Raw genomic sequence first — 23937 nt, forward strand, 5'->3', positions numbered from 1 at the left:
TCCGGAAGGTTTCCAGGTGAGTCACACCGAGCCTCGTCCGTGCCACCACACTTGATGCTGCAACGCGAACTGCCTGGAGACCGTGATCAAAGGGAAAAGCGTTGCTCGTAGTGACTAAAGGAGGGCACGCCCCCGGAGGGCCCACTGTCGACACGGCCACGAGTGCATGGCGGATAACCTATGCCTGCGCTCTCGTCGGCAGGTCTGGCGGTGCCGGAGCGTGGCAAGGTCCGCGAGGTTCACCCCGGCGATGTGACATCTCGTGACAGATGAGAGGGTCAGGCGGGTGAGTGAGACACCGATGAACACCCTGCAATACCGCTTTGACGGGCCAGAAGACGCTCCGGTCCTGATCTTGGGTCCCTCACTGGGTACCACATGGCACATGTGGGACCGGCAGGTGCCCGAGTTGGGCAGACAGTGGCGGGTGCTGCGGTTCGATCTGCCCGGGCACGGGGGTGCGCCCGCGCACCCCGGCGGGTCCGTCGGTGATCTCGCCCGGCGGTTGCTGGCCACGCTCGACGCGCTCGGTGTACAGCGGTTCGGGTACGCGGGCTGCGCGTTCGGTGGCGCGCTCGGCCTCGAGCTGGCGCTGCGCCACCCCGAGCGGCTCGCCTCCCTCGTACTGATCGCCGCCTCGCCCCGGTTCGGCACGGCGGACGAGTTCCGCCAGCGCGGGGTGATCGTCCGCAGCAACGGACTCGACCCCATCGCGCGGACGTCTCCGGAGCGCTGGTTCACCGGCGGGTTCGCCGCCGCGCAGCCCGCGATCACCGAGTGGGCGGTGCAGATGGTCCGCACCACCGACCCCGGGTGCTACATCGCCGCCTGCGAGGCCCTCGCCACGTTCGACGTGCGGGACGAACTCGGCCGCATCGGCGTGCCCACGCTCGTCCTGGCCGGCTCGGACGACCAGGTCACCGGGCCGGCCGAGGCCCGCACCCTGGTGGCGGGCATCCCCGACGCCCGGCTCGCGGTCGTCCCCGGCGCCTCCCACCTCGTCCCGGTCGAACAGCCCGGCGCCGTCACCGACCTGCTCGTGCGCCACTTCTCCAGCGCGTGGCAGCAGCCGATGTTCGACACGGCGACCGGCCACATCCCGATCCCGGCCGTCCCGGTGGCGGCGGTGCCGGTCGCCGCTCCGTCGAACGCGCCCCTCGCGGCGATCGCCCCGGCCGCCGTCCAGCCCGAGCAGGTGGGCCGGCAGGACCCGCACGAGGCGGGGCTCAAGGTGCGCCGCGAGGTGCTCGGCGACGCCCACGTGGACCAGGAGCTGTCCGCGGCGGACGAGTTCTCCGGCGACTTCCAGGAGTTCGTCACCCGCTACGCGTGGGGCGAGGTCTGGGACCGACCCGCCCTCGACCGCCGCGCGCGCAGCTGCGTCACGCTCGGCGCGCTGATCGCGGGCGGCCACACGGAGGAGCTCGGCCCGCACGTGCGCGCCGCGCTGCGCAACGGGCTGACCCCCGCCGAGATCAAGGAGGTGCTGCTGCAGACCGCCGTCTACTGCGGCATCCCCGCGGCGCACGCCGCCTTCCGGGTGGCCCAGCAGGTGATCCGCGAGGAGACCACGCCGGAGGAGTGAACCGGGGCGCGGGTTCCGGGTGAGCCTGGCAGTCCGAGCACCATTCTGAGGTGCTCCGGGAGGGGCTCGGCGGGGGCAGGATGGAACCATGAAGTTCACGAAGAAGACCCACTCCTGTGTCCGCCTCGAGAAGGACGGGCGCACCCTCGTCATCGATCCCGGCATGCTGAGCGAGGAGGACGCCGCGGTCGGCGCGGACGCCATCCTGGTCACGCACGAGCACATCGACCACTTCGACGAGGGCCGGCTGCGGGCCGGTCTGGAAGCCAACCCCGAGGCCCGGATCTGGACCCTGAAGGCGGTCGCCGACAAGCTCTCGGCGGCGTTCCCCGGCCGCGTCCACACCGTGGGCCACGGCGACACGTTCACCGCCGCCGGCTTCGACGTCCAGGTCCACGGCGAGCTGCACGCCGTGATCCACCCCGACATCCCGCGCATCACCAACGTCGGCTATCTGATCGACGGCGGCACGGTCTTCCACCCCGGCGACGCGCTCACCGTCCCCGGCCATCCCGTCGAGACGCTGATGCTGCCGGTGATGGCCCCCTGGAACAAGATCGCTGAGATCATCGACTACGTCCGCGAGGTCAAGCCGCAGCGTGCGTACGACGTCCACGACGCGCTCCTGACCGACCTCGCCCGCCCCGTCTACGACGGCATGATCGGCGGTCTCGGTGGCGCGGAGCACCTGCGGCTCGGGTCCGGAGCCTCCGCCGAGCTCTGAGCCGGTCGGAGTCATGAGCCGGTCGGAGCCATGAGCCGGTCCGGGCCGTGTTGTCAGTGCCGCCCGGTACGTTGTAGGGCATGCGCATCGCGACCTGGAACGTGAACTCGATCACCGCTCGGCTGCCCCGGCTGCTCGCCTGGCTGGAGAGCAGCGGAACGGACGTGCTGTGCCTCCAGGAGGCCAAGACCACCGAGGAACAGTTCCCGTCCGACGCACTGCGCGAGCTGGGCTACGAGTCCGCGGTGCACGCGACCGGCCGGTGGAACGGCGTCGCGGTGGTCTCCCGCGTCGGCCTGGCGGACGTCGTCAAGGGCCTCCCCGGCGACCCCGGGTACGAGGGCGTCCAGGAACCCCGCGCGGTCTCCGCCACCTGCGGCCCGGTCCGCGTCTGGTCGGTGTACGTGCCCAACGGCCGCGAGGTCGACCACCCGCACTACGCCTACAAGCTCCAGTGGTTCGAGGCGCTGCGCGCGGCGGTCGCCGGGGACGCGGCGGGGGACCGCCCGTTCGCCGTCCTCGGCGACTACAACGTGGCCCCCGCCGACGACGACGTCTACGACCGCGCCGCCTTCGAGGGCTCCACCCACGTCACCCCCGCCGAGCGCGCCGCGCTCAGCTCCCTGCGCGAGGCGGGCCTGGCGGACGTGGTCCCACGCCCGCTGAAGTACGACCACCCCTACACGTACTGGGACTACCGCCAGCTCTGCTTCCCCAAGAACCGCGGCATGCGGATCGACCTGGTGTACGGCAACGAGCCGTTCGCCAAGGCCGTGCAGGACGCCTACGTGGACCGCGAGGAGCGCAAGGGCAAGGGCGCGTCGGACCACGCGCCGGTGGTGGTGGACCTGGACGTCTGACGCCCGCCCCGCCGAGCCACCGGCGTCACCCGCGCCGCCCGGCCCGCCTCACAGCAGCCGCAGGTCCACCGAGTCCGCCAGCGCGGCCAGCCCCGTCGGGCCGGGGTGCAGATGGTCGCCGCTGTCGTACTCCGCGCGCAGCCGCGCCGGGTGGCCCGGGTCGCGCAGGACGGCGTCGAAGTCGAGGACGCCGTCGAAGGTGCCGTCGGCGCGGCGCAGCCAGGCGTTGACGGCCGTCCGGTGGGCGTCCGCGGCGGCCGTGCACAGCGCCTCGCCCTGGCACGGGGCGATCGTGGCGGCCAGCACCCGGACCCCGCGCGCGTGCGCCCGCGTGCCCAGTTCCCGCAGCCCGGCGATCACCTGGTCCGCCGTGGCGCCCCAGCGGACGTCGTTGACGCCCTCGAAGACCACGGCGGTCCGCGCCGACGTCTGCGCCAGCACATCGCGGTCAAGCCGGTGCGCCGCGCTCACCCCGCCGGTGTCGGTGGAGACCCCGTCGCCCGGGTAGCGGTCGGCGACCACCCGGTTCGCGGAGATCCCCTCGTCGAGCACCCCGTAGCGCGGCACTGCGCGCTGCCGCAGCAGCCGGTCGGCCAGCACGTTCGGCCAGCGTCGGTCGGTGTCAGTGCCGGACTTCTCGCCGTCGGTGATCGAGTCCCCGAGCGCCACCACCGTGCCCGGGCCGCCTCCCACGTCGACGCCGGTGAGGAACGGCCAGGTGGTCAGCGTCGAGGTGTACGCCCCGGGGCCGCTCTCGCCCGTATGGTCGCCCGGTTCGCTGAGGTACGACCGTTGCAGCGCGAGCCGGTGCACGGGCGCCGCCGTGACCGTGCCCGGCAGATGGAAGCTGACCAGTAGATCGGCGTCGGCGGGCACCGCGAACGGGACCGGATCGCTGACCGCCTGCGCACCCGCCGGCACCGTCACGCCCCGCGCCCCGCCGAAGGCCAGCGGCACCGGTGTCCCGGCCGCCGCAGCCCCGGCGCCCCGCACCGCCACCGTCGCGCCGCCGAACCGCACCGGCGTCGAGGCGAACGTGTTGTCGAACCGCAGCCGTGCCCGGGGCCCGCCGACGGAGGTGTGCACCACGAGCCGCAGGGTGCGGTCGGTCCAGGGGCCGACCGAGGTGTACCCGGAGGTCGCGGCGGCCCAGCTCCCCGTCCAGCCGCGCCCGGCCGGCCGCACCGGCGGTACCGACCGCACCGACAGCGCGAACACGTGCAGGTCGCGGTCGTGGGGCAGCGCGACGGACGCCACCGCCCGGTCGCGTACCAGCGGCACCGTCACCACGTACAGCCGTGCCCGCTCGGCGAGCGGTCCCGCGGGGGTGTTCAGACGCGGCAGCGCGACCGCCTTGGTGGCGAGGGGGCCGGTGCGCCAGTCGGGCGCGGCCAGCCGGTAGGCGGAACGCGAGCCGTCGGCGTACCGCACCGTGCCGGTGCCGCCCGCGGCGCCCCCGCCCCCTGCCCCGGTGCCGGGGCCGGTTCCGGCGACGAGGAACGCGAGCGCGTCGCCGCGGCCCCGCAGCCGGACCGACTGCCCGGCGGCCCGTACGTTGTCCGGCCTGCCCGGGGCCGTGCCCGGCCAGGTCAGCCGGGCACCCTGGACGGTCAGCACGCGTCCGGGGGTCCAGCCGGCCGCCGAGAGGTCCCGCGCCGACAACGAGCGCCCGGCTCCGTCGAAGTCCGCGGCGCCGGGCCGGGCGTCGTCGCTGATGGCCACGTTGTCGAACAGCCGCGCGAGCGGCACGGCCGGCACGGCACCGGAGGAGGCGCTCGCCGCGGACGCCGACCGGGCCGGCGGGCCGGGCAGCACGGCCCCCGCGCACACTCCGAGAACCACGGCCACCCACCCGAGACGAAGGCGTCGCACCACGGGCTCCTCTCTGTCCGACGACTCACCGGGGGCGCCAGGGAGCCGATCCGTCCGAAAATCCGTCTACCGGACTGACGCGACAACAGATGTGCCCGAACGCCACAGATGTGCCCAGGGCCCGTCTCTCGATTCCCGTCTGCCGGGCGACGCCACGCACGCTCCCCCAAGCTCTTCGAGCAGGGGGGACCCCGGGGCACGCACCTGACGCCGCCCGGCCCGCTCTCCGGACGGACGACGGGAATCGAGACAGACCCTAGAAGCTTGGGACAGACCCTGGAAGCCAAGGACACGGAAGTGACTCGTCGACGAAACGAGGGTGAACACACCGGTACCGCGCGCTTGTGGTGCGCGGAGCGGGGGTGGTGCCAGTCTGGAGGTATGAACATCCCTTTCCTGGGCAACTGGCGCAAGAGCCATGGCGCGACGGCCCCCGGAGACGCGGTGGCCACCGCCGGTGACTCCGCACACTCCGTCGACGTCGACGAGGGGATCGGCGCGCTGCTGGCCGAGTGCGAACTGCTGCGTGCGCAGGCCGAACAGGCCGGGGTCGATCTGGACGACAGCGCGGCCTCACTGGAGGCACTCGACCAACTGGTCCCGCGCTGGCGGGACGACGAGGAACTGCTGCCCTGGCTCGGCAACGACGCGGGGCTGTACCTCGGCACGGTCATCGTGCGGACGGTGCCCGGCGCCGTCTGGGAACTGCGGTCCGGCCACCCCGTGGTGCTGCTCGCCACCGGACGGGAGATCGACGTGGTGACGGACGGCCAGGAGTGGGCGATGACCGGCGCGCCGGAACTGTCCCAGGTCTACGCGGAAGTGGCGTGAGGGCACACCCCGGCCGGCGGGCGGCACGCCACCCCACCGGGCGGCACCCCGCGCCCGGTGAGCCGGAGAGATCGCACCGTCCCCGAAGCGGCGCGCGCCTGCGCACCCTTCCGCGCGCGTCCCGGTCCGCGCCCGTACGGGAGGCCCGCGTCCGCAGCGAGTAGGCTGACTCCGCACGGCTGTCGGTCCGTCGATCGAACGGCACGCGTCACCAGGGGGAGCAGCGCACCGCACCCGGCCGGCCTTGTCCGGCGGCAGCCGAGGATCACTGCTCGCTCGGTGGAACCGACACGCACGACGGGTCGTCCGCCGACGAGAAGGAGGTCAGTTGCACGCCGGACGGGCCGGGCTCCCGCGCCCCCTCAGCTCGCCCGGTGCGACGGGCGCTCCGGCGCCGGGTCGGCCGGCAGCGGGGCCTGCGCCGCACGGGTCACGTCCGCGACGAGCTCGACCACGTCCGGCCCGTACGCCTGCGAGTTGACGACCTTCAGCAGCAGGACGAACGTGCCGTTGCCGTACTTGCGGGCGAGCCGCGTGTGGTGGCGGGCGAGGTAACGGGTGGCCGCCTGGTTGGTGATGGCCCGCTGCCCGGAGAAGAGGAACACCGGCCGCACCTGGTCGGGCTGACCGGCCGTGAGCCGTGCGAGGAGCACGTACTCGGCGACGCCCGGCTCCATCCGGTAGCGCTCGTCGCCGATGCGGAACGCCGCCCGGTCGGCGACCGGTTCGGGGTCGGTGTTGACCCGTACGCCTGGCAGCATCGCCTGCATGTGCGCCGCCATCCGGCGGTTCGAACTCGGCCCGCCGACGCAGAACTCGGTGCGCTCGCCGAAGCCCTGCTGGGCCGTGTCCTGGGTGACGACCTGGACGCCCGCCCCGCAGTCCTTGATGAGCGCGGACAGTTCCAGCAGTGCGAACACGTCGTAGCGGTGCACCGCCAGCTCCGTGCTGCCCGCGTCCCGGTTGACCACCAGGAGCGACTCCGAGTTGGCGGGCAGCCCGAAGAAGGCCTGCTTGCGCCGGAGTCTGCGCTTCCACAGGTAGGTGCGGGTGAGCCAGCCGAGCGAGGCGCTGAGGCCGGCCGCGATCACACCCAGAACTATGTTGCGCACGTCGTCTGTCATGGCCGCGCATGCTAGCGGTCCCGGCCGCAACGGTGTTCGACAGTCCTCGCGGACGGGCACGCGCGGACGGGCACGCACACGCGGGCAGGTGCGCGTGAACCCGCGCACGCGATCCGCGGCGTACGCCGACGATCGCCGACGCGCGCGCCCTCCCCACGCGTTGTCGCGGTCATGGCGCCGCGGCGTTACGCTGCGCGGACGGTTCTTGACTGGAGGTACGCATGCGTCGTCCCGTCGCACGGAGTTGGGCGGTACTCGCGGTCTCGGCCGCGGTGGTGTCGGTGGGGGCCGCGGCGCCCCCGTCCGCGCCCCCGGGCCCGGCAGCCGCCACGGACACGACATCGCCGGCACCGGCGACACCGGCGAAGGTCCCCGTCGCCGTCGGTCACGGCGGCGCCGTGGCGAGCGTCGACGCGGACGCCTCGGCGGCCGGCATCGAGGTGCTCAGGAAGGGCGGCAACGCGGTCGACGCGGCCGTCGCCACCGCCGCCGCCCTCGGCGTCACCGAGCCCTACTCCTCGGGCATCGGCGGAGGCGGCTACTTCGTCTACTACGACGCCCGCTCCCGCACGGTGCACACCGTCGACGGCCGCGAGAGAGCGCCGCTCACCGCCGACAAGAACCTCTTCGTCGAGGACGGCAGGCCGCTGGCCTTCGCGGACGCCGTCACCAGCGGACTGAGCGTCGGTACCCCCGGCACCCCCGCCACCTGGCAGACGGCGCTGGACCGCTGGGGCAGCGAGCGGCTGGGCACGGTCCTCGCGCCCGCCGAACGCCTCGCCCGCCGCGGTTTCACCGTCGACGAGACCTTCCGCTCCCAGACCGCGTCCAACGAGGCCCGGTTCCGGAACTTCCCCGCCACCGCGAAACTGTTCCTGCCCGGCGGCGCACCGCCCGCCGTCGGCTCCACCTTCACGAACCCCGACCTCGCCGCCACCTACCGGGAGCTGGCCCGCAAGGGTGTGGGCGCGATCTACCACGGCGACCTCGGCGAGGACATCGCCGCCACCGCCCGGAAGCCGCCCGTCGACCCCGCCTCCGGCTACAACGCCCGCCCCGGCAAGCTGACCCGGAAGGACCTCGCCGCCTACCGGGCCAAGGTCCAGGCGCCCACGAGGACCGACTACCGGGGCCTCGGCGTCTACTCCATCGCCCCGTCCTCCTCCGGCGGTACCACTGTCGGCGAGGCGCTCAACATCCTGGAGCGCACCGACCTCTCCAGGGCGAGCGAGACCCAGTATCTGCACCACTACATCGAGGCGAGCCGCATCGCCTTCGCCGACCGCGGCCGCTGGGTCGGCGACCCCGCCTTCGAGGAGGTGCCCACCAAGGGCCTGCTCTCCCAGAGTTACGCCGACTCGCGCGCCTGCCTGATCAGGGACGACGCGGTCCTCACCAGCCCCCTCGCCCCCGGCGACCCGCGCCACCCCGCCGCCTGCGGCACCGGCGGCACGGCCGCCCCGACGACGTACGAGGGCGAGAACACCACCCACCTCACGGTCGCCGACAAGTGGGGCAACGTGGTCTCCTACACCCTCACCATCGAGCAGACCGGCGGCAGCGGCATCACCGTCCCCGGCCGCGGCTTCCTGCTCAACAACGAGCTGACGGACTTCTCCTTCGCCCCCGCCAACCCGGCCGTCCACGACCCGAACCTGCCGGGCCCCGGCAAGCGGCCGCGTTCGTCGATCTCCCCGACGATCGTGCTGGACCGGCACGACAGGCCGGTCGTCGCGCTCGGCTCGCCCGGCGGCGCGACCATCATCACCACCGTGCTGCAGACCCTGACCAACTTCGTCGACCGCGGGATGCCGCTCGTCGACGCGATCGCCGCGCCCCGCGCCAGCCAGCGCAACGCGGCGAAGACGGAACTGGAACCGGGCCTGTACGACAGCGCGCAGCGCGCCCGGCTGGAGGCCCTCGGCCACGCGTTCTCCCCGAACCCGGAGATCGGCGCGGCGACCGGCGTACAGCGCCTGCCGAACGGCACGTGGCTGGCGGCGGCCGAGAGGGTCCGCCGGGGAGGCGGCTCGGCGATGGTGGTACGACCGGGGCGCTGAGCCCGTCGGTGAGGCGGGCGGGTGGGGCGGGCGTACCCAGGGCACGCCGGAACCGCCCGCCCGCCTCACCGCTCCGCGTCGAACACCAGCTCGCCCTCCTCCACGTCCACCCGCAGCCGGTGCCCCGCGGTCACCCTCCCGTCGAGGAGGAAGCGGGACAACTGGTTCTCGACCTCCCGCTGGATCGTGCGCCGCAACGGCCGCGCCCCGTACTCCGGCCGGTAGCCGCGCCGGGCCAGCAGGTCGACCGCCGCGTCGCTGAAGTCGACATCGACGTCCTGCGCCCGCAGCCGCCGCCGGGTCCGGTCGAGCAGCAGGTCGGTGATGCGGCGGAGCTGGTCCTCGGTGAGCTGTCGGAAGACGACGATCTCGTCGATCCGGTTCAGGAACTCGGGCCGGAAGTGCTCCCGCAGCGGCCGCAGGACCTGTTCCCGGCGCGCCTCCTCGGCGGCCTCCGTGCCACCCGCCGTGAAGCCGAGTCCGGCCCCGCGCCGGGTGATGGCCTCCGAGCCGAGATTGCTGGTCATCACGATCACGGTGTGGGTGAAGTCGACGGTGCGGCCCTGGGAGTCGGTGAGCCGGCCGTCGTCGAGCACCTGGAGCAGGATGTTGAAGACGTCCGGGTGCGCCTTCTCCACCTCGTCGAGCAGCAGCAGGGAGTACGGGTGGCGCCGTACGACCTCGGTGAGCTGCCCGGCCTCCTCGTGGCCGACGTAGCCGGGCGGGGCGCCGACGAGCCGGCTGACGGTGTGCCGTTCCTGGTACTCGCTCATGTCCAGGCGCACCATCCGCTCCTCGCTGCCGAACAGCGCCTCCGCGAGCGTCCGGGCCAGCTCCGTCTTGCCGACGCCGGTCGGACCGAGGAAGAGGAAGCTGCCGATGGGCCGGTCGGGGCTGGCGAGCCCGGCCCGGGAGCGCAGTACGGCCTCGGAGACCACGCGGACCGCCTCGTCCTGCCCCACCACCCGCTCGTGCAGGTGCCGCTCCAGGCCGAGCAGCCGCTCCTTCTCCTCCTGGGTGAGGCTGGCCACGGGGATGCCGGTCTGCCGGGAGACCACCTCCGCGATGGCCTCCGCGGTGACCTCCAGGTGCTGCCCTTCGTCGACGGCCTGTTCCCCGCTGTCCTCGCCGATGCGCTCCTTCAGCTCCGCGATGCGGTCACGGAGCCGGGTGGCCTGCTCGTAACTCTCGTCGGCGACCGCCTGGTCCTTGTCCCGGACGAGCTGCTCCAGCTCACGCTCCAGGGCCCGGACGTCGGTGCCCTTGGTGCGCGAGCGCAGCCGCACCCGGGCGCCGGCCTGGTCCATGAGGTCGATCGCCTTGTCGGGCAGGTGCCGGTCGGTGAGGTAGCGGTCGGAGAGCTCGACGGCGGCCACGAGCGCCTCGTCGGTGTAGCGGACCTGGTGGTGGGCCTCGTAGCGGTCGCGCAGCCCGCGCAGGATCTCGATCGCGTCGGGTACCGACGGCTCGGGCACCAGGATCGGCTGGAAGCGGCGGGCCAGCGCCGCGTCCTTCTCGATGCGCCGGAACTCCTCCAGCGTCGTCGCGCCGACGATGTGCAGCTCGCCGCGGGCCAGGGCGGGCTTGAGGATGTTGCCCGCGTCCATCGACCCGCCCTCGCCGCCGCCCCCGGCGCCCACCACGGTGTGCAGCTCGTCGATGAAGACGACGAGCTGGTCGGAGTGGTCGCGGATCTCGTCGACGATGGTGGTCAGCCGTTCCTCGAAGTCGCCCCGGTAGCGGGTTCCGGCCACCACGCCGGTGAGGTCGAGGGCGACGACGCGGCGGCAGAGCAGGATGTCCGGCACGTCACCCTCGGCGATGCGCTGGGCGAGCCCTTCCACGATCGCGGTCTTGCCGACGCCCGCGTCGCCGATGAGCACCGGGTTGTTCTTGCCGCGCCGGGAGAGCACCTCGACGGTCTGCTCGATCTCCTCGTCGCGTCCGATCACCGGGTCGACCCGGCCCTGGCGGGCGAGGTCGGTGAGGTCGCGGCCGTACTTGTCCAGGGTCGGGGTGCCGGTCCCCGTCCCGGTTCCCCGGGGCCGCTCGGGGCGCCCCTGCGCGGCCTCCGGCGGCTCGGTGGGCAGCGGGCCGCCGGGGCTGCCGAACCGCAGCGAGCTGAGGATGTGCCCGGCGGCGGAGTCCGGGTTGGCGGCGAGCGCGCTGAGCACGTGCTCGGGGCCGATGTAGCCGGCGCCGCTCGCCCGGGCCATGTCGTGCGCCTCGAGCAGGGCGCGCTTGACCGCCGGGGTGAGGGCGACGGAGGTGGGCGGCGGGTCCTCGTCGGACCGGGTCGGCCCGGAGCGCTCGTCGATCTCCGTCGCCAGGTCGTCGGGGTCGGCCCCGGCGCGGCTGAGCATGCGCCGGGTCGGCTCGACCGAGAGCGCGGCGCGGAGCAGGTGCTGGGTGTCCAGGTCCCGGCTGCCGTGCTCGGCGGCGTAGGTGGCGGCTCCCGCGACCAGCTCCCGGGCCGGCCGGCTCAGCAGCCCGCCGATGTCGATCTGCCGAGGGCCGGGACGGGCACCGCCGAAGAAGCGTGCGAAGAACTCCGCGAAGGGGTCCGAACCGAAGCCCTCCGGACTGGTGAAGCCGCTGGTCATGGCCTTCCGTCCCTGGCTTCCCGGTCGGTTCCGGGACGCCATAGCTCTACGTGCCGGTCCGACGGCGAGTGCCCGTGCGCTTCGCGGTTATGCATGGAGCGCCCAAGGGGAGGGGAGCCTGGGTGTGCGCGGGTGAGGTCGGGGGGTGGCTGGTCGCGCCCCGCGGCGGAGCCGCGGAATGACGCGGCACCGTGCGCCGCTGGGGCGCGGTGTCTTGGCACGGCGGCTCCGGAGGCTTACGGTCGTCGTTCCGCGTCCGTGTCTACGGGCGTAGAGGCTCTCTGACGTCCCCGGTGCGGGGGCCATCAGGTGAAGGAGCGGCACATGGCTCACGTCGTACGCGCGGCGCTGGTCCAGGCGACCTGGACCGGTGACACCGAATCCATGATCGCCAAGCATGAGGAGCACGCCCGTGAGGCGGCCCGGCAGGGGGCCCGCGTGCTCGGCTTCCAGGAGGTGTTCAACGCCCCCTACTTCTGCCAGGTCCAGGAGCCCGAGCACTACCGCTGGGCGGAACCCGTGCCGGACGGGCCCACCGTCACCCGGATGCGGGAGCTGGCGCGCGAGACCGGGACGGTGCTCGTCGTGCCCGTCTTCGAGGTCGAGGGGTCCGGTTTCTACTACAACACCGCCGCCGTGATCGACGCCGACGGCCGGTACCTCGGCAAGTACCGCAAGCACCACATCCCCCAGGTCCACGGGTTCTGGGAGAAGTACTACTTCAGGCCCGGCAACGCCGGCTGGCCCGTCTTCGACACCGCCGTCGGCAAGGTCGGCGTCTACATCTGCTACGACCGGCACTTCCCCGAGGGCTGGCGCCAACTCGGGCTGCAAGGCGCCCAGTTGGTCTACAACCCGTCCGCCACCCACCGGGGTCTGTCCTCCCACCTGTGGCGGCTGGAGCAGCCCGCGGCCGCCGTCGCCAACGAGTACTTCGTCGCCGCCATCAACCGGGTGGGACGGGAGGAGTACGGCGACAACGACTTCTACGGCACGTCCTACTTCGTCGACCCGCGCGGACAGTTCGTCGGCGAGGCCGCCAGTGACACCGAGGAGCAACTCCTCGTCCGCGACCTCGACTTCGGACTGATCGACGAGGTACGGCAGCAGTGGGCGTTCTACCGTGACCGCCGCCCCGACGCGTACGAAGGACTGGTGCAGCCGTGACCGACGACCTCCACGCCCGCCACCGCGCCGTACTCCCCGACTGGCTCGCCCTCTACTACGACACACCCCTGGAGATCACCCACGGCGAGGGCCGGCACGTCTGGGACGCCGAGGGCACCAGGTACCTCGACTTCTTCGGCGGCATCCTCACCACCATGACCGCGCACGCCCTGCCCGAGGTCACCAAGGCGGTGAGCGAGCAGGCCGGCCGCATCCTGCACTCCTCCACCCTCTACCTCAACCGCCCGATGGTCGAACTGGCCGAGCGCATCGCCGGGTTGAGCGGCATCCCGGACGCCCGCGTCTTCTTCACCACCTCCGGCACCGAGGCCAACGACACCGCGCTGCTGCTCGCCACCACCCACCGGCGCAGCAACACCCTGCTGGCGATGCGCAACAGCTACCACGGCCGCTCCTTCTCCACTGTCGGCATCACCGGCAACCGCGGCTGGTCGCCCACCTCCCTCTCCCCGCTGCAGACGCTCTACGTGCACGGCGGCGTCCGCACCCGCGGCCCGTACGCCCACCTCGGCGACGCCGAGTTCGTCGCGGCCTGCGTCGAGGACCTGAAGGACCTGCTCGGCCACACCCGCGCGCCGGCCGCGCTGATCGCCGAACCGGTCCAGGGCGTCGGCGGCTTCACCTCCCCTCCCGACGGGCTGTACGCGGCCTTCCGCGAGGTGCTGCGCGAGCACGGCATCCTGTGGATCGCCGACGAGGTGCAGACCGGCTGGGGCCGCACCGGCGACCACTTCTGGGGCTGGCAGGCACACGCCGAGAACGGCCCGCCCGACATGCTGACCTTCGCCAAGGGCATCGGCAACGGCATGTCCATCGGCGGTGTGGTGGCCCGCGCCGAGATCATGAACTGTCTCGACGCCAACAGCATCTCCACCTTCGGCGGCACCCAGATCACCATGGCGGCCGGCCTCGCCAACCTCACCTACCTGCTGGAACACGAGCTGCAGGACAACGCCCGGAGCGTCGGCGGACAGCTCCTGGAACGGCTGCGGACCGGCACCGCTGACCACCCGGGCGTACGGGAGGTGCGCGGACGCGGGCTGATGATCGGCGTCGAGCTCGTCCGGCCCGGCACGGACGAGGCCGACCCGGCCGCCGCGGCCGCCGTGCTGGAGGCCGCGCGCGAGGGCGGACTCCTCGTCGGCAAGGGCGGCGGCCACAACACCAGCGCCCTGCGCATCGCCCCGCCGATGACCCTCACCGCCGACGAGGCGGAGGAGGGCGCCGACATCCTCCTGCGCGCGCTGCACAGCCCCCGCCGGCCGGACACGGACAGGCAGAGGCAGGCATCATGAGCAGCCGTACCGTCGTCCGCGGCGGCCTCGTCGTCACCGCCGCCGACGAACTCCACGCCGACGTCCTGATCGAGGACGGCCGCATCGCCGCCCTCGCCACGACCGGCACCCCGGCCGCCGAGGCGTTCACCGCCGACCGCACGATCGACGCCACCGGCAAGTACGTCGTCCCCGGCGGTGTCGACGGGCACACCCACATGGAGATGCCCTTCGGCGGCACCTACGCCTCGGACACCTTCGCCACGGGCACCCGGGCCGCCGCCTGGGGCGGCACCACCACGATCGTCGACTTCGCGATCCAGAGCGTCGGCGGCACCCTGCGCGAGGGCCTGGACGCCTGGCACGCCAAGGCGGAGGGCAACTGCGCGATCGACTACGGCTTCCACATGATCGTCTCGGACGTGCACGACGGGACGCTGAAGGAGATGGACCTCCTCGTCGACGAGGGCGTGACCTCGTACAAGCAGTTCATGGCCTACCCGGGGGTGTTCTACTCCGACGACGGCCAGATCCTGCGCGCCATGCAGCGCGCCGCCGGCAACGGCGGGCTGATCATGATGCATGCCGAGAACGGCATCGCCATCGACGTCCTCGTCCGACAGGCCCTCGCCCGCGGCGACACCGACCCCCGCTTCCACGGCGAGGTCCGCAAGGCCCTGCTGGAGGCCGAGGCCACCCACCGCGCCATCCGGCTCGCACAGGTCGCCGGCGCGCCCCTGTACGTCGTGCACGTCTCGGCGCGGGAGGCGCTCGCCGAACTGGCCCGCGCCCGTGACGACGGGCTGCCCGTCTTCGGCGAGACCTGTCCGCAGTATCTGTTCCTGTCCACCGACAACCTCGCCGAGCCGGACTTCGAGGGCGCCAAGTACGTGTGCAGCACCCCGCTGCGCCCGCGCGAGCACCAGGCGGCGCTGTGGCGGGGGCTGCGCACCAACGACCTCCAGGTGGTCTCCACCGACCACTGTCCGTTCTGCTTCACCGGCCAGAAGGAGCTGGGCCGCGGCGACTTCTCGAAGATCCCCAACGGCATGCCCGGCGTGGAGCACCGCATGGACCTCCTCCACCAGGCCGTCGTCGACGGGCACCTGTCCCGCCGCCGCTGGATCGAGCTCGCCTGCGCCACCCCGGCCCGCATGTTCGGCCTCTACCCGAGGAAGGGCACGCTCGCCCCGGGCTCCGACGCCGACCTCGTCGTCTACGACCCGCACGCCGAGCAGGTCCTCTCCGCCGCGACGCACCACATGAACGTCGACTACTCGGCGTACGAGGGGCGGCGGATCACCGGCCGGGTGGAGACCGTGCTCTCGCGCGGGGAACCGGTCGTCACCAAGGGGGAGTTCACCGGCCGCGCGGGGCACGGCAGATACCTGCCGCGCTCCACCTGCCAGTACCTCGACTAGGAGTGGCGCATGGACTTCGGGCTCGTTCTGCAGACCGACCCGCCCGCCTCGCGCGTTGTCGACCTGATGCGGCGCGCCGAACGCAACGGCTTCACGCACGGCTGGACCTTCGACTCGGCCGTGCTGTGGCAGGAACCGTTCGTCATCCACAGCCAGATCCTGGCGCACACCACGACCCTCACCGTCGGCCCGATGGTCACCAACCCCGGCACCCGCACCTGGGAGGTGACCGCCTCCACCTTCGCCACCCTCAACGACATGTTCGGCAACCGCACGGTGTGCGGGATCGGGCGGGGGGACTCGGCGATGCGGGTGGCCGGCCGGAAGCCGAACACACTGGCCAGGATCAGCGGGGCGATGAAGGTGATCCGGGCGCTGGCCGGCGGTGAGCCGGCCGACCTCGGCGGCGGCACGGTCGTCCGGTTCCCGTGGGTCCGGCCGGGCGCCCGGCTCCCCGTGTGGATGGCCGCGTACGGGCCGAAGGCGCTGCGGATGGCGGGGGAGGAGGCCGACGGGTTCATTCTCCAGCTCGCCGACCCCTACCTCACCGCTTCCATGGTGCGGACGGTCAAGGACGCCGCCTCGGCGGCCGGCCGTGACCCCGCCGACGTCACGGTGTGCGTCGCCGCCCCCGCGTACGTCACCGCCGACGACTCGCCCGAGGCGCTCGCCCACGCCCGCGACCAGTGCCGCTGGTTCGGCGGCATGGTCGGCAACCACGTCGCCGACCTGGTCGCCCGGTACGGGGAGCACTCGACGGCCGTGCCCGACGCGCTCACCGACTACATCAAGGCGCGCGAGGGCTACGACTACTCCCATCACGGGCGCGCCGACAACCCGGACACCGCGTTCGTGCCGGACGAGATCGTGGACCGCTTCTGTGTCCTCGGCCCCGTCGAACGCCACGTCGAGAAGCTCCGGGCGCTGCGTGCCCTGGGTGTCGACCAGTTCGCGGTGTACGACATGCACGACGCCCAGGAGGCGGTCGTCGACGCGTACGGCGCCGAGGTGATCCCCGCACTCGCCGGCTGACCGGCCGCGTACGGCCTGTCAGGCACCGTCGGCGGCCACCGAGTCCCGGACGGCCTCCAGGCCGGCGGCGTGTTCGACGACCGGACGGTAACCGAGTTCGGCCACGGCCTTGTCCGTCCGCAGGGTGCACTCCTGCCCGAGGAACCAGCGCGCGGGAACGGGCACCGCGCCGGCGGCGGTCCCGGCGTCCATGTCGGGGATCGGGACGTCGACGCCGTAGAGCGCGAACTGGGCCTCCAGGAACTCGCGCAGGATGACGCGGTGCCGGTCGGTGACGAAGTACGCCTGACCGGGCCGGCCGTGCCGCCACCCGAGTACGAGCCCCTCGACGGCGTTGTCGACGAACGTGACGTCGGTCGTGTGCCGTCCTCCGTCGATCCAGGCGAGCTGTCCCGCCTTCGCGGCCGCGGCCAGGCCCTCGACGAGGGAACTGTGGGGGCCCCAGACGAACCGCGGGCGGATCGACACCGTGGCGAAGCCAGGGGCGTTCGCGTCGAGCACGATCTTCTCGGCCGCGGCCTTCGTGGCGCTGTAGGCGGCTTCCGAGTCGGGCCGCAGCGGCGCGCTCTCGTCGACGTCCACGAGCGGGCTACCGGCCAGGAGCGCGGCCTCGCTGCCGCAGAGGACGAAACGCGGGACCCGCGCGTGGCGCGCGGCCTCGACGGCTGCCTCGGTGCCGCGCACCGTCACCAGCTCCTGGCGTTCGCGATCGGCGGTGATGTCGGTCTCGGCGGCGAGGTGGAACACCACGTCGCTGCCCGTCACACGGTCCTGCCAGGTGAGCGGGTCGGTCAACTCGCCCCGCACGGGCTCCGCGCCCAGCGCGGAGATCTTCGCGGCCGAGGCCTCACTGCGCACCAGAGCGCGCACCGAGTGCCCCTCGCCGAGGAGCCGGCGCACCAATGCCCGGCCGATGAAGCCGGAACCGCCGGTGACGAATACCTGTGCCATGGGTCTCTCCCTAACTCTGCTCATTCGCTCTGCCGAGCCCTGTCGCCCGCTGTGGGCGAGAAGGTCTCGTGGGTGAGAGCAACCGGGCGTCCGGAAGACTTCCCTCAGCAGCATTCATACCTGGAGGGTCTGCGATAATATTTATGGATGGCTTCCCTGCGGGCACTGGAGTGCCTCGTCGCCGTCGCGGACTGCGGGTCGATCACGCAGGCCGCGGTGCTGCTGCATTCCTCGCAGCCCGCGGTCTCCCATCAACTCGCCTCGCTGGAACGCGAGACCCGAACGGTCCTGCTCCGCCGCGAGCCACGGGGGGTCAAACTCACCTCCGCGGGGCGCGCCGCCGTCGCGGATGCCAGGCGGGCGATCGAAGCGGCCGAGTCAGCCGTGCGGTCGGCACGCGCGGCAGGCCGGGCGGCCGGAGGCGTGCTGCGCCTGGTCTGCGCGCAGAGCCTCACGGTGCCGCTGCTCGCCGCCGTCGTCCGGCAGTGGCACCGCCGGCACCCGGAGGTCGCGATCACGCTGCGCGAGTCCACCTCTATGGACGAGGCACTCGGCCTCGTCGACTCCGACGAGGCCGACGTGGCGGTGCTGACGGCTCCCTCGGCCGGCCGCTTCACGATCACCCCCGTCGCGGAGGAGGAGATCGTGTGGGCGGCACCCGCCGACCATCCGCTGGCCGGACGGTCGGCCGTACGCCTCGAGGACCTCGAGGGCGCGCCGCTCATACACTTCGCGCCGGACAACGGCCTCGGTGCCTGGCTCGACCAGTCCTTCGCCCACGCGGGAGTCCACCCCGAGACGGTGATGAGGACATCGGTGACCGCGACGGCACCGCAGCTCGCGGCCGCCGGTCTGGGAGTCGCCGTGTGCCCCGTGAGCGCGATCGGCCATGGCTTCCCGGGGGCGGTGCGACCGTTCTCCCCGCGCTGGGTCAGGCAACTGGTGGCGGTGACGTCCGCGGAGGCGGATCCGCTCGTCGCGCGGTTCATCGGCGACCTGCGCGGTCACGGCATGAGCCTGCCGCGCGAGGTACGGGCCCAGCTCGCACGGGGCGGAAGCGAGCCGGTGGCCGTCAGCCCTTGCCGAGCGCCCCGACCGCTTCCTTCGCCGCCTTGATCGCGCCCTTGTTGATCTCGTCCGTGCCCGGCGCCTTCTTCGACTCGAAGTCGCTGCCGTTGTACGTCACGACCACCAGCGCGTTGGACACCCGGGCCAGCACCACGCCCTCGCGGGTCTGCTGCTTCTTGTCGGTGGTGAGGTTGACGACGGAGTACCCCGCGTCGCCGAGGCCGGGCACCGCACCGCCACCGCTCTTCTCGGCCGTGCGCTGCCCGTACGCCTTCTGCGCCGCCGACACGGAGTCCGCGATCTCGAAGGAGACGTCGAGCCAGCGGTAGTCGAAGCCCTTGAGCGCGTTCCAGGAGCAGGTGCGGCGCACGCCCTCGTCGGTGGACGGGATCTCCTTGCCGGCCGTCTTGGCGCCCGGCACAAGGGACTTGAGCGTCTTCACGGAGACGCTGCCGCAGGGCGCGGGCGCCGCGTCGTACGCCTTGGCCGCCGGTGAGGCGGACGAGGAGGCGTCGCCGCCGCCCTTCTTCCCGGCGGTGTCCCCGGAGTTCGGCGACCGGTCGGCCGCGGAGTGGCCGGAGTCCGAGTCGGACGCGGAGGCGAGGGGGCCGGAGGACAGGGCCCAGCCCGCCGAGGCGAGCACGGCGACCGGCAGCAGCCGCGCGGTGAGCGCGAGGGACAAGGGAAGTGGGCGCACGGGCACTTCTCGTGGGGGAGGGTGCGGAAGAGGTCCGCACTGCGGACGGGACGCACAGTCTCACACGACTCCCTGTGCGGGGAAAGGCCGAACTCGCTGCGTGCCCGCGCGGTCACTGTGGCCGCACGGGTCACTTGTCCGCGCGGTCGCCGTGGCCGCACGCTCACTTGTCCGCGCCGTCACCGTGACGGGCCGTCAGCCCGCTGGTTCCGGCCGCGTGGCATGATCACGCCGTGACCGCTCACCGCCGCCTGCGCAGCGCCGCCGGCCTCCTCGCCGTGTCCCTGCTCGCCGCCGGCTGCGGGCTGTCGGACGAACTGGACCGGGAGAGCGACCCCGGCCGTCGCCCGGACACGACCCCGGCGACGACCCCGGCGGTGCCTTCCATGACCGTCCCCGCCCCGGTCCGGACCGGCGCACTCCCGGGGGAACCGACCCGCCCCGCCGCGCCCGGTACGACCTCCTGCCCCGCCTCCGGAGTACGCGCCGAGCCCGGGCCGGTCGACGCGGCCATGGGTCTGCGCGCGATGACGGTACGGCTCACCAACTGCGGCAAGGAGATCTACCAGCTCGGCGGATACCCCGTCCTCACCGTGCTCGACGAGGACCGCGAACCCCTCGACGTCCAGGTGCTGAAGGGTCCGGGGAAGATCACCACCCTGGACGACCCCGGCCCGCACCCGGTGTCCCTGGCCCGCGGCGAGAGCGCCACCACCTCGCTGGTGTGGCGCAACACCGTCACCGATCCCACCACGACCGCCGTGAACGCCCCGTTCCTGCGTATCACCCCCGTCGAGGGCGGTCCCACGACGGTACTGACCGTGGACGGCGGCCTGGACCTGGGCAACACCGGACGGCTCGGCACCACGGCCTGGAAGAAGGCCGGCTGACCGGGAGCGCCGGGCTCCGGGCGGCGGGTGTTCAGATCCCGACCGCGTAGCCGATGAACCCCGCGGCGAACAGCAGCACCAGCAGCAGAATGAGCGTCAGTGGCGCCTTGGCCCAGCCGCGCGACCGGTTGTACCCGATGTCACGGGGCAGGGTTCCCGAGATGCCGTCCTCGGCCGGCGGGGTCTCGCCCGGCGGAACCAGGCCGGCGGGCTCCACCCGGGTGGTGGGCCGCGGCTCGGAGGAGGAGTTGCCGTAGTGCGTGGACATGAGAGACCCCTGTCGTCGGTCGGACCCGGACATGAGGATCAGCCCGAACCGAGAACGGCGCGGCTGACCTTGTTCGGGCCGTCGAATTCGTCCTTGCCGTGTGCCGTGAGGGCGTCGACGAGCGCGCTGTCGGCCCCGTGGCCGCGGGCGAGCCGTGCCAGGTCCTCGCCGGTGGCCGGACAGTCGGCCGACGCGAGGGCCCGCCGCAGATCGACCGGGTTCGGCTTCGCCATCCGTGGCTCACCCCTTCCTGCTGCTGCCCAGCTGCCCTGCCGCTCGTCACGGTGGGGGCTCCCGTCCGGCGGGAGGCTCGGTACTCGGTGGTGGGTGGTGGGTGGTGGGTGGTGGGTGGGAGGTTACGCAGTACCCCTCGACACGCGGGCCATGCAGTGGCCCACGGAAACAGTGAGGTGTTCAGAGCGCATGTTCACGACCCGACCCACTCTCCAAGGCACCTTCGGCATGGTGGCCTCCACGCACTGGCTCGCCTCCGGGTGCGCCATGGCCGTGCTGGAGGACGGCGGCAACGCCTTCGACGCGGCCGTCGCCGCCGGTTTCGTCCTGCACGTCGTCGAACCGCACCTCAACGGGCCCGCGGGGGAACTCCCGGCGCTCGTCGCCCCGGCCGGCGGCCCGGTGCGGGTGCTGTGCGGCCAGGGCGTCGCCCCCGCCGGCGCCACGATCGCCCACTACCGCTCCCTCGGCCTGGACCTCGTCCCCGGTACCGGACCGCTGGCCGCAGCCGTCCCCGGCGCCTTCGACGCCTGGATGCTGCTCCTGCGCGACCACGGCACCAAACCGCTCGCCGACGTCCTCAAGTACGCCATCGGGTACGCCGAACACGGGCACGCGCCGGTGGAGCGGGTCGGCGGGACGGTGGCGACCGTACGCGAGCTTTTCGAGACGGAGTGGACGAGTTCGGCCGCGGTGTACCTGCCCGACGGCGAGCCGCCCCGCCCCGGCCGCCTCTTCCGCAATCCCGCCCTCGCCGCCACCTGGAAACGGCTGCTCACCGAGGTCGCCGGGGCGGGCGGCCGGGAGGCGGAGATCGACGCGGCGCGCGAGGTGTGGCGCACCGGGTTCGTCGCCGGGGCGCTGGTCCGGCAGGCCGCCCGGCCCACCCTGGACACCAGCGGCGCCCGCCACACCGGGACGCTCACCGCGGCCGACCTCGCCGGCTGGTCCGCCACGTGGGAGCGGCCCGCGACGTACGACTGGAACGGCTGGACCCTGTGCAAACCCGGACCCTGGAGCCAGGGTCCGGTACTGCTCCAGCAGCTCGCCCTGCTCCCGCCGGAGCTGCCCCCGTACGCCTCCGCGGACTACGTCCACCTCCTCGTCGAGGGCTGCAAGCTCGTCATGGCCGACCGCGAGGCCTGGTACGGCGACGCCGCCGACGTCCCCCTGGACGAGCTGCTGTCCGCCCCGTACAACGCGGAGCGGCGGGCCCTGATCGGGGAGACGGCCTCGTACGAGCTGCGGCCGGGCGGGCCCGGCGGACGCACGCCCCGCCTCAGCCGGTACGCCCTCGGGCTCGCTCCCGCCGCGTCCGGCTACGAGGCGCTGGGGGTGGGCGAACCGACCGTCGCCAAGAGCCCGCTGTCCCCGGTGCCGGGGGAGCCCGCGGGGCCTGGTGACGCCGGTGAGCCCCGGGTGTCGGGCGACGGTTCGACCCGCGGCGACACCTGCCACCTCGACGTCGTCGACCGCTGGGGCAACATGATCTCGGCGACGCCCAGCGGCGGCTGGCTGCAGTCCAACCCTGTCGTGCCCGAACTGGGCTTCCCGCTGGGCACCCGGCTGCAGATGACCTGGCTCGACGAGGGGTTGCCCAACTCCCTCACGCCGGGCCGCCGCCCGCGCACCACCCTCAGCCCGTCGCTCGCGCTGCGCGAGGGCGTGCCGGTGCTGGCGTTCGGTACGCCCGGCGGCGATCAGCAGGACCAGTGGGGGACCCACTTCTTCCTCGCCGTGGCGCTGCGCGACCGGGTCCGCGGAGGCCTCGACCTGCAGGGTGCGACAGACGCCCCCAACTGGCACAACGACAGCTTCCCCGGCTCCTTCTTCCCGCGTGGGATGCGACCGGGCTCCGTCACCGTGGAATCGCGCACGGATTCGGCGATCATCGCGGAACTACGACGACGCGGACACGACGTGCTGGTGGGCGAGCCGTGGTCCGAAGGCCGGCTGAGCGCCGTCGCCCGAGACCCCGAAACCACCGTCCTCTCGGCAGCGGCGAACCCACGCGGCATGCAGGGCTACGCAGCCGGCCGCTGAACGCGGCTCCGCCGCAGGGGCGCGGGGCTGTGCCTTTCGCGCGGCTCCACCGCGGGCGCGCGCACTCCCCGCGCCCATGAGGGGCGCGGGGAACTGCGCGAGAAGCCCCCACCCACCCGCGCCCGCCCACGCCCCCACCCACCCTGAGCTCCGAAGCGCCCCACCGGGGTCGAAGGGGCAGAGCCCCTTTGAAGGAACGGAGGCCCTTGAAAGGACGGGAAGGGCAGGGGCGGCGGGGGCGAGAGGAAGACCCCGGCCACCCACTCCCGAAATTCACCCCGATTCCGCCCGGAGTGCACCGCGCAGGACGGGAATGTCAGTGCCCCGTGCTCTCATGGAGCAATGATCGAGAGCACGGACACCACCCTCGGAACCATCGACGAGTTCCTCACCCGCCACGCCGACGACGTGGCGGCGGCGATCCGCACAGCCGCCGCCACCGAGATCATGCCGCGCTTCCGCCGCCTGGAAGCCCACGAGGTCGACGAGAAGACCGGCCCGCACGACCTCGTCACCGACGCCGACCTCAACGCCGAGGCCCACCTCACCGAAGAACTGGCCCGGCTCCTCCCCGGCTCGACCGTGGTGGGCGAGGAGGCCGTCCACGCCGACCCACGCGTGTACGAGGCGATACGCGGCGAGGCCCCGGTGTGGATAGTCGACCCGGTCGACGGCACCCGCCAGTTCGTCCACGGCGACACCGGCTTCTGCACCCTCGTCGCCCTGGCCCGCGGCGGCGACCTGCTCGCCTCCTGGACGTACGCCCCCGCCCGCGAGCAGTTCGCCACCGCGATACGCGGCCGGGGCGCGTTCCTCGACGGCAGCCCCCTGCGGTCCGGCTCCCCGCGCCCGGACCACAGCCTGGAGGTGGCCACCTCGCACCCCGACTACACCACCGACGCACAGAAGCAGGCGCTGCTCGCCCTGCGCACGCCGGGCGTCCGCCCGCGCCCCTGCGGCTCGGCGGGCCTGGAGTACCTGGCGGTGGCCCGCGGCGAGCTGGACGCCACGGCGTTCACCTGGGAGGCCGCCTGGGACCACGCGGCGGGACTGCTCCTGGTCGAGGAGGCGGGCGGCACGCACCTGACGAGCGACGGCGTCCCGTTCCGCATCACCGGCGGCAACACCCTGCCGTTCACCACCGCGCGCGACGGAGCCACCGCCCACCGGGTGGTGGAGCTGCTGCGCGGCGGCCGGGCGGAGTGACCGCCC

At 73.1% G+C, this 23937-nt stretch carries 20 protein-coding genes; 13 read left to right on the forward strand and 7 right to left on the reverse strand.

Annotation, left to right across the window (positions count from 1 at the left end; genetic code table 11):
* Positions 1-286: 286 nt before the first annotated feature.
* The 3 genes from QFZ64_RS28900 (at position 287) to QFZ64_RS28910 (ending at position 3169) form a co-directional block, all read left to right on the forward strand.
* Complete coding sequence (locus tag QFZ64_RS28900) at positions 287-1585, forward strand: alpha/beta fold hydrolase (RefSeq protein WP_307070415.1); 1299 nt, start codon at positions 287-289, stop codon at positions 1583-1585.
* Between the two features lie 88 nt (positions 1586-1673).
* The gene (locus tag QFZ64_RS28905) at positions 1674-2309 is read left to right on the forward strand and encodes an MBL fold metallo-hydrolase (protein ID WP_307070416.1); all 636 of its coding nucleotides are present in this window, start codon (positions 1674-1676) and stop codon (positions 2307-2309) included.
* A gap of 80 nt (positions 2310-2389) precedes the next feature.
* Positions 2390-3169, forward strand: coding sequence for an exodeoxyribonuclease III (locus tag QFZ64_RS28910; protein WP_307070417.1), 780 nt, complete (start codon positions 2390-2392; stop codon positions 3167-3169).
* 48 nt (positions 3170-3217) lie between these two features.
* Here the strand turns inward: QFZ64_RS28910 and QFZ64_RS28915 are convergent, their stop codons facing one another.
* Positions 3218-5041, reverse strand: a complete 1824-nt coding sequence (locus tag QFZ64_RS28915) for an SGNH/GDSL hydrolase family protein (RefSeq protein WP_373430677.1) — start codon at positions 5039-5041, stop codon at positions 3218-3220.
* Between the two features lie 381 nt (positions 5042-5422).
* On the opposite strand from QFZ64_RS28915, the gene QFZ64_RS28920 reads away from it, so the two are divergent.
* Positions 5423-5872 carry a DUF6278 family protein gene (locus QFZ64_RS28920; protein ID WP_307070418.1) on the forward strand — a complete coding sequence of 150 codons (450 nt, stop codon included), beginning with the start codon at positions 5423-5425 and terminating at the stop codon, positions 5870-5872.
* A gap of 362 nt (positions 5873-6234) precedes the next feature.
* Here the strand turns inward: QFZ64_RS28920 and QFZ64_RS28925 are convergent, their stop codons facing one another.
* Positions 6235-6996 carry a hypothetical protein gene (locus tag QFZ64_RS28925; protein WP_307070419.1) on the reverse strand — a complete coding sequence of 254 codons (762 nt, stop codon included), beginning with the start codon at positions 6994-6996 and terminating at the stop codon, positions 6235-6237.
* 221 nt (positions 6997-7217) lie between these two features.
* On the opposite strand from QFZ64_RS28925, the gene ggt reads away from it, so the two are divergent.
* Entirely contained in the window at positions 7218-9056 is a 1839-nt protein-coding gene (ggt, locus tag QFZ64_RS28930; RefSeq protein WP_307070420.1) for a gamma-glutamyltransferase, read from the forward strand.
* 65 nt (positions 9057-9121) lie between these two features.
* Here the strand turns inward: ggt and QFZ64_RS28935 are convergent, their stop codons facing one another.
* Positions 9122-11659 carry an ATP-dependent Clp protease ATP-binding subunit gene (locus QFZ64_RS28935; RefSeq protein WP_307070421.1) on the reverse strand — a complete coding sequence of 846 codons (2538 nt, stop codon included), beginning with the start codon at positions 11657-11659 and terminating at the stop codon, positions 9122-9124.
* 324 nt (positions 11660-11983) lie between these two features.
* Here QFZ64_RS28935 and QFZ64_RS28940 point away from each other — a divergent pair, with 324 nt between their 5' ends.
* The 4 genes from QFZ64_RS28940 to QFZ64_RS28955 are packed head-to-tail and all read left to right on the forward strand — an operon-like array spanning position 11984 to position 16574.
* Positions 11984-12826: a nitrilase-related carbon-nitrogen hydrolase gene (locus QFZ64_RS28940; RefSeq protein WP_307070422.1), complete on the forward strand. Its 843-nt coding sequence runs from the start codon at positions 11984-11986 to the stop codon at positions 12824-12826.
* Positions 12823-14142, forward strand: a complete 1320-nt coding sequence (locus QFZ64_RS28945; protein ID WP_307070423.1) for an aspartate aminotransferase family protein — start codon at positions 12823-12825, stop codon at positions 14140-14142. The genes QFZ64_RS28940 and QFZ64_RS28945 overlap by 4 nt, the downstream gene beginning before the upstream one ends.
* A complete protein-coding gene (gene hydA, locus QFZ64_RS28950) occupies positions 14139-15542 on the forward strand; it encodes a dihydropyrimidinase (RefSeq protein WP_307070424.1) in 1404 nt (467 codons plus the stop codon). Before QFZ64_RS28945 ends, hydA begins: the two co-directional genes overlap by 4 nt.
* A 9-nt stretch (positions 15543-15551) precedes the next feature.
* Positions 15552-16574: a TIGR03842 family LLM class F420-dependent oxidoreductase gene (locus tag QFZ64_RS28955; RefSeq protein ID WP_307070425.1), complete on the forward strand. Its 1023-nt coding sequence runs from the start codon at positions 15552-15554 to the stop codon at positions 16572-16574.
* Between the two features lie 18 nt (positions 16575-16592).
* Here QFZ64_RS28955 and QFZ64_RS28960 read toward each other — a convergent pair whose 3' ends face one another.
* Positions 16593-17525 carry an NAD(P)-dependent oxidoreductase gene (locus tag QFZ64_RS28960; protein ID WP_307070426.1) on the reverse strand — a complete coding sequence of 311 codons (933 nt, stop codon included), beginning with the start codon at positions 17523-17525 and terminating at the stop codon, positions 16593-16595.
* 147 nt (positions 17526-17672) lie between these two features.
* On the opposite strand from QFZ64_RS28960, the gene QFZ64_RS28965 reads away from it, so the two are divergent.
* Complete coding sequence (locus QFZ64_RS28965; protein WP_307070427.1) at positions 17673-18641, forward strand: LysR family transcriptional regulator; 969 nt, start codon at positions 17673-17675, stop codon at positions 18639-18641.
* Here QFZ64_RS28965 and QFZ64_RS28970 read toward each other — a convergent pair.
* Positions 18598-19290, reverse strand: coding sequence for a hypothetical protein (locus tag QFZ64_RS28970; RefSeq protein ID WP_307070428.1), 693 nt, complete (start codon positions 19288-19290; stop codon positions 18598-18600). The genes QFZ64_RS28965 and QFZ64_RS28970 overlap by 44 nt on opposite strands.
* Positions 19291-19523: 233 nt before the next feature.
* Between QFZ64_RS28970 and QFZ64_RS28975 the strand changes: the two genes are divergently transcribed.
* Positions 19524-20180 carry a DUF4232 domain-containing protein gene (locus QFZ64_RS28975; RefSeq protein WP_307070429.1) on the forward strand — a complete coding sequence of 219 codons (657 nt, stop codon included), beginning with the start codon at positions 19524-19526 and terminating at the stop codon, positions 20178-20180.
* 31 nt (positions 20181-20211) lie between these two features.
* Here QFZ64_RS28975 and QFZ64_RS28980 read toward each other — a convergent pair whose 3' ends face one another.
* Together QFZ64_RS28980 and QFZ64_RS28985 are read right to left on the reverse strand one after the other, a co-directional pair.
* Entirely contained in the window at positions 20212-20448 is a 237-nt protein-coding gene (locus QFZ64_RS28980) for a DUF6480 family protein (protein ID WP_307070430.1), read from the reverse strand.
* 38 nt (positions 20449-20486) lie between these two features.
* Positions 20487-20681 (reverse strand): DUF2795 domain-containing protein, encoded by a 195-nt coding sequence (locus tag QFZ64_RS28985; RefSeq protein WP_307070431.1) that lies wholly within the window; start codon positions 20679-20681, stop codon positions 20487-20489.
* Positions 20682-20871: 190 nt separating this feature from the next.
* Here QFZ64_RS28985 and QFZ64_RS28990 point away from each other — a divergent pair, with 190 nt between their 5' ends.
* Positions 20872-22725 carry a gamma-glutamyltransferase family protein gene (locus QFZ64_RS28990; RefSeq protein ID WP_307070432.1) on the forward strand — a complete coding sequence of 618 codons (1854 nt, stop codon included), beginning with the start codon at positions 20872-20874 and terminating at the stop codon, positions 22723-22725.
* A gap of 342 nt (positions 22726-23067) precedes the next feature.
* Entirely contained in the window at positions 23068-23931 is an 864-nt protein-coding gene (locus QFZ64_RS28995) for an inositol monophosphatase family protein (RefSeq protein WP_307070433.1), read from the forward strand.
* The last annotated feature ends 6 nt before the right edge of the window (positions 23932-23937 follow it).

The organism is Streptomyces sp. B3I8 (assembly GCF_030816915.1).
Lineage (GTDB): Bacteria > Actinomycetota > Actinomycetes > Streptomycetales > Streptomycetaceae > Streptomyces.

Bases quoted from the DNA above. Each gene is read 5' to 3' on its own strand.
- QFZ64_RS28905 (WP_307070416.1), top strand. From the start codon at position 1,674: ATGAAGTTCACGAAGAAGACCCACTCCTGTGTCCGCCTCGAGAAGGAC.
- QFZ64_RS28910 (WP_307070417.1), top strand. From the start codon at position 2,390: ATGCGCATCGCGACCTGGAACGTGAACTCGATCACCGCTCGGCTGCCC.
- QFZ64_RS28920 (WP_307070418.1), top strand. From the start codon at position 5,423: ATGAACATCCCTTTCCTGGGCAACTGGCGCAAGAGCCATGGCGCGACG.
- QFZ64_RS28925 (WP_307070419.1), bottom strand. From the start codon at position 6,996: ATGACAGACGACGTGCGCAACATAGTTCTGGGTGTGATCGCGGCCGGC.
- ggt (WP_307070420.1), top strand. From the start codon at position 7,218: ATGCGTCGTCCCGTCGCACGGAGTTGGGCGGTACTCGCGGTCTCGGCC.
- QFZ64_RS28935 (WP_307070421.1), bottom strand. From the start codon at position 11,659: ATGACCAGCGGCTTCACCAGTCCGGAGGGCTTCGGTTCGGACCCCTTC.
- QFZ64_RS28940 (WP_307070422.1), top strand. From the start codon at position 11,984: ATGGCTCACGTCGTACGCGCGGCGCTGGTCCAGGCGACCTGGACCGGT.
- hydA (WP_307070424.1), top strand. From the start codon at position 14,139: ATGAGCAGCCGTACCGTCGTCCGCGGCGGCCTCGTCGTCACCGCCGCC.
- QFZ64_RS28955 (WP_307070425.1), top strand. From the start codon at position 15,552: ATGGACTTCGGGCTCGTTCTGCAGACCGACCCGCCCGCCTCGCGCGTT.
- QFZ64_RS28960 (WP_307070426.1), bottom strand. From the start codon at position 17,525: ATGGCACAGGTATTCGTCACCGGCGGTTCCGGCTTCATCGGCCGGGCA.
- QFZ64_RS28965 (WP_307070427.1), top strand. From the start codon at position 17,673: ATGGCTTCCCTGCGGGCACTGGAGTGCCTCGTCGCCGTCGCGGACTGC.
- QFZ64_RS28980 (WP_307070430.1), bottom strand. From the start codon at position 20,448: ATGTCCACGCACTACGGCAACTCCTCCTCCGAGCCGCGGCCCACCACC.
- QFZ64_RS28985 (WP_307070431.1), bottom strand. From the start codon at position 20,681: ATGGCGAAGCCGAACCCGGTCGATCTGCGGCGGGCCCTCGCGTCGGCC.
- QFZ64_RS28990 (WP_307070432.1), top strand. From the start codon at position 20,872: ATGTTCACGACCCGACCCACTCTCCAAGGCACCTTCGGCATGGTGGCC.
- QFZ64_RS28995 (WP_307070433.1), top strand. From the start codon at position 23,068: ATGATCGAGAGCACGGACACCACCCTCGGAACCATCGACGAGTTCCTC.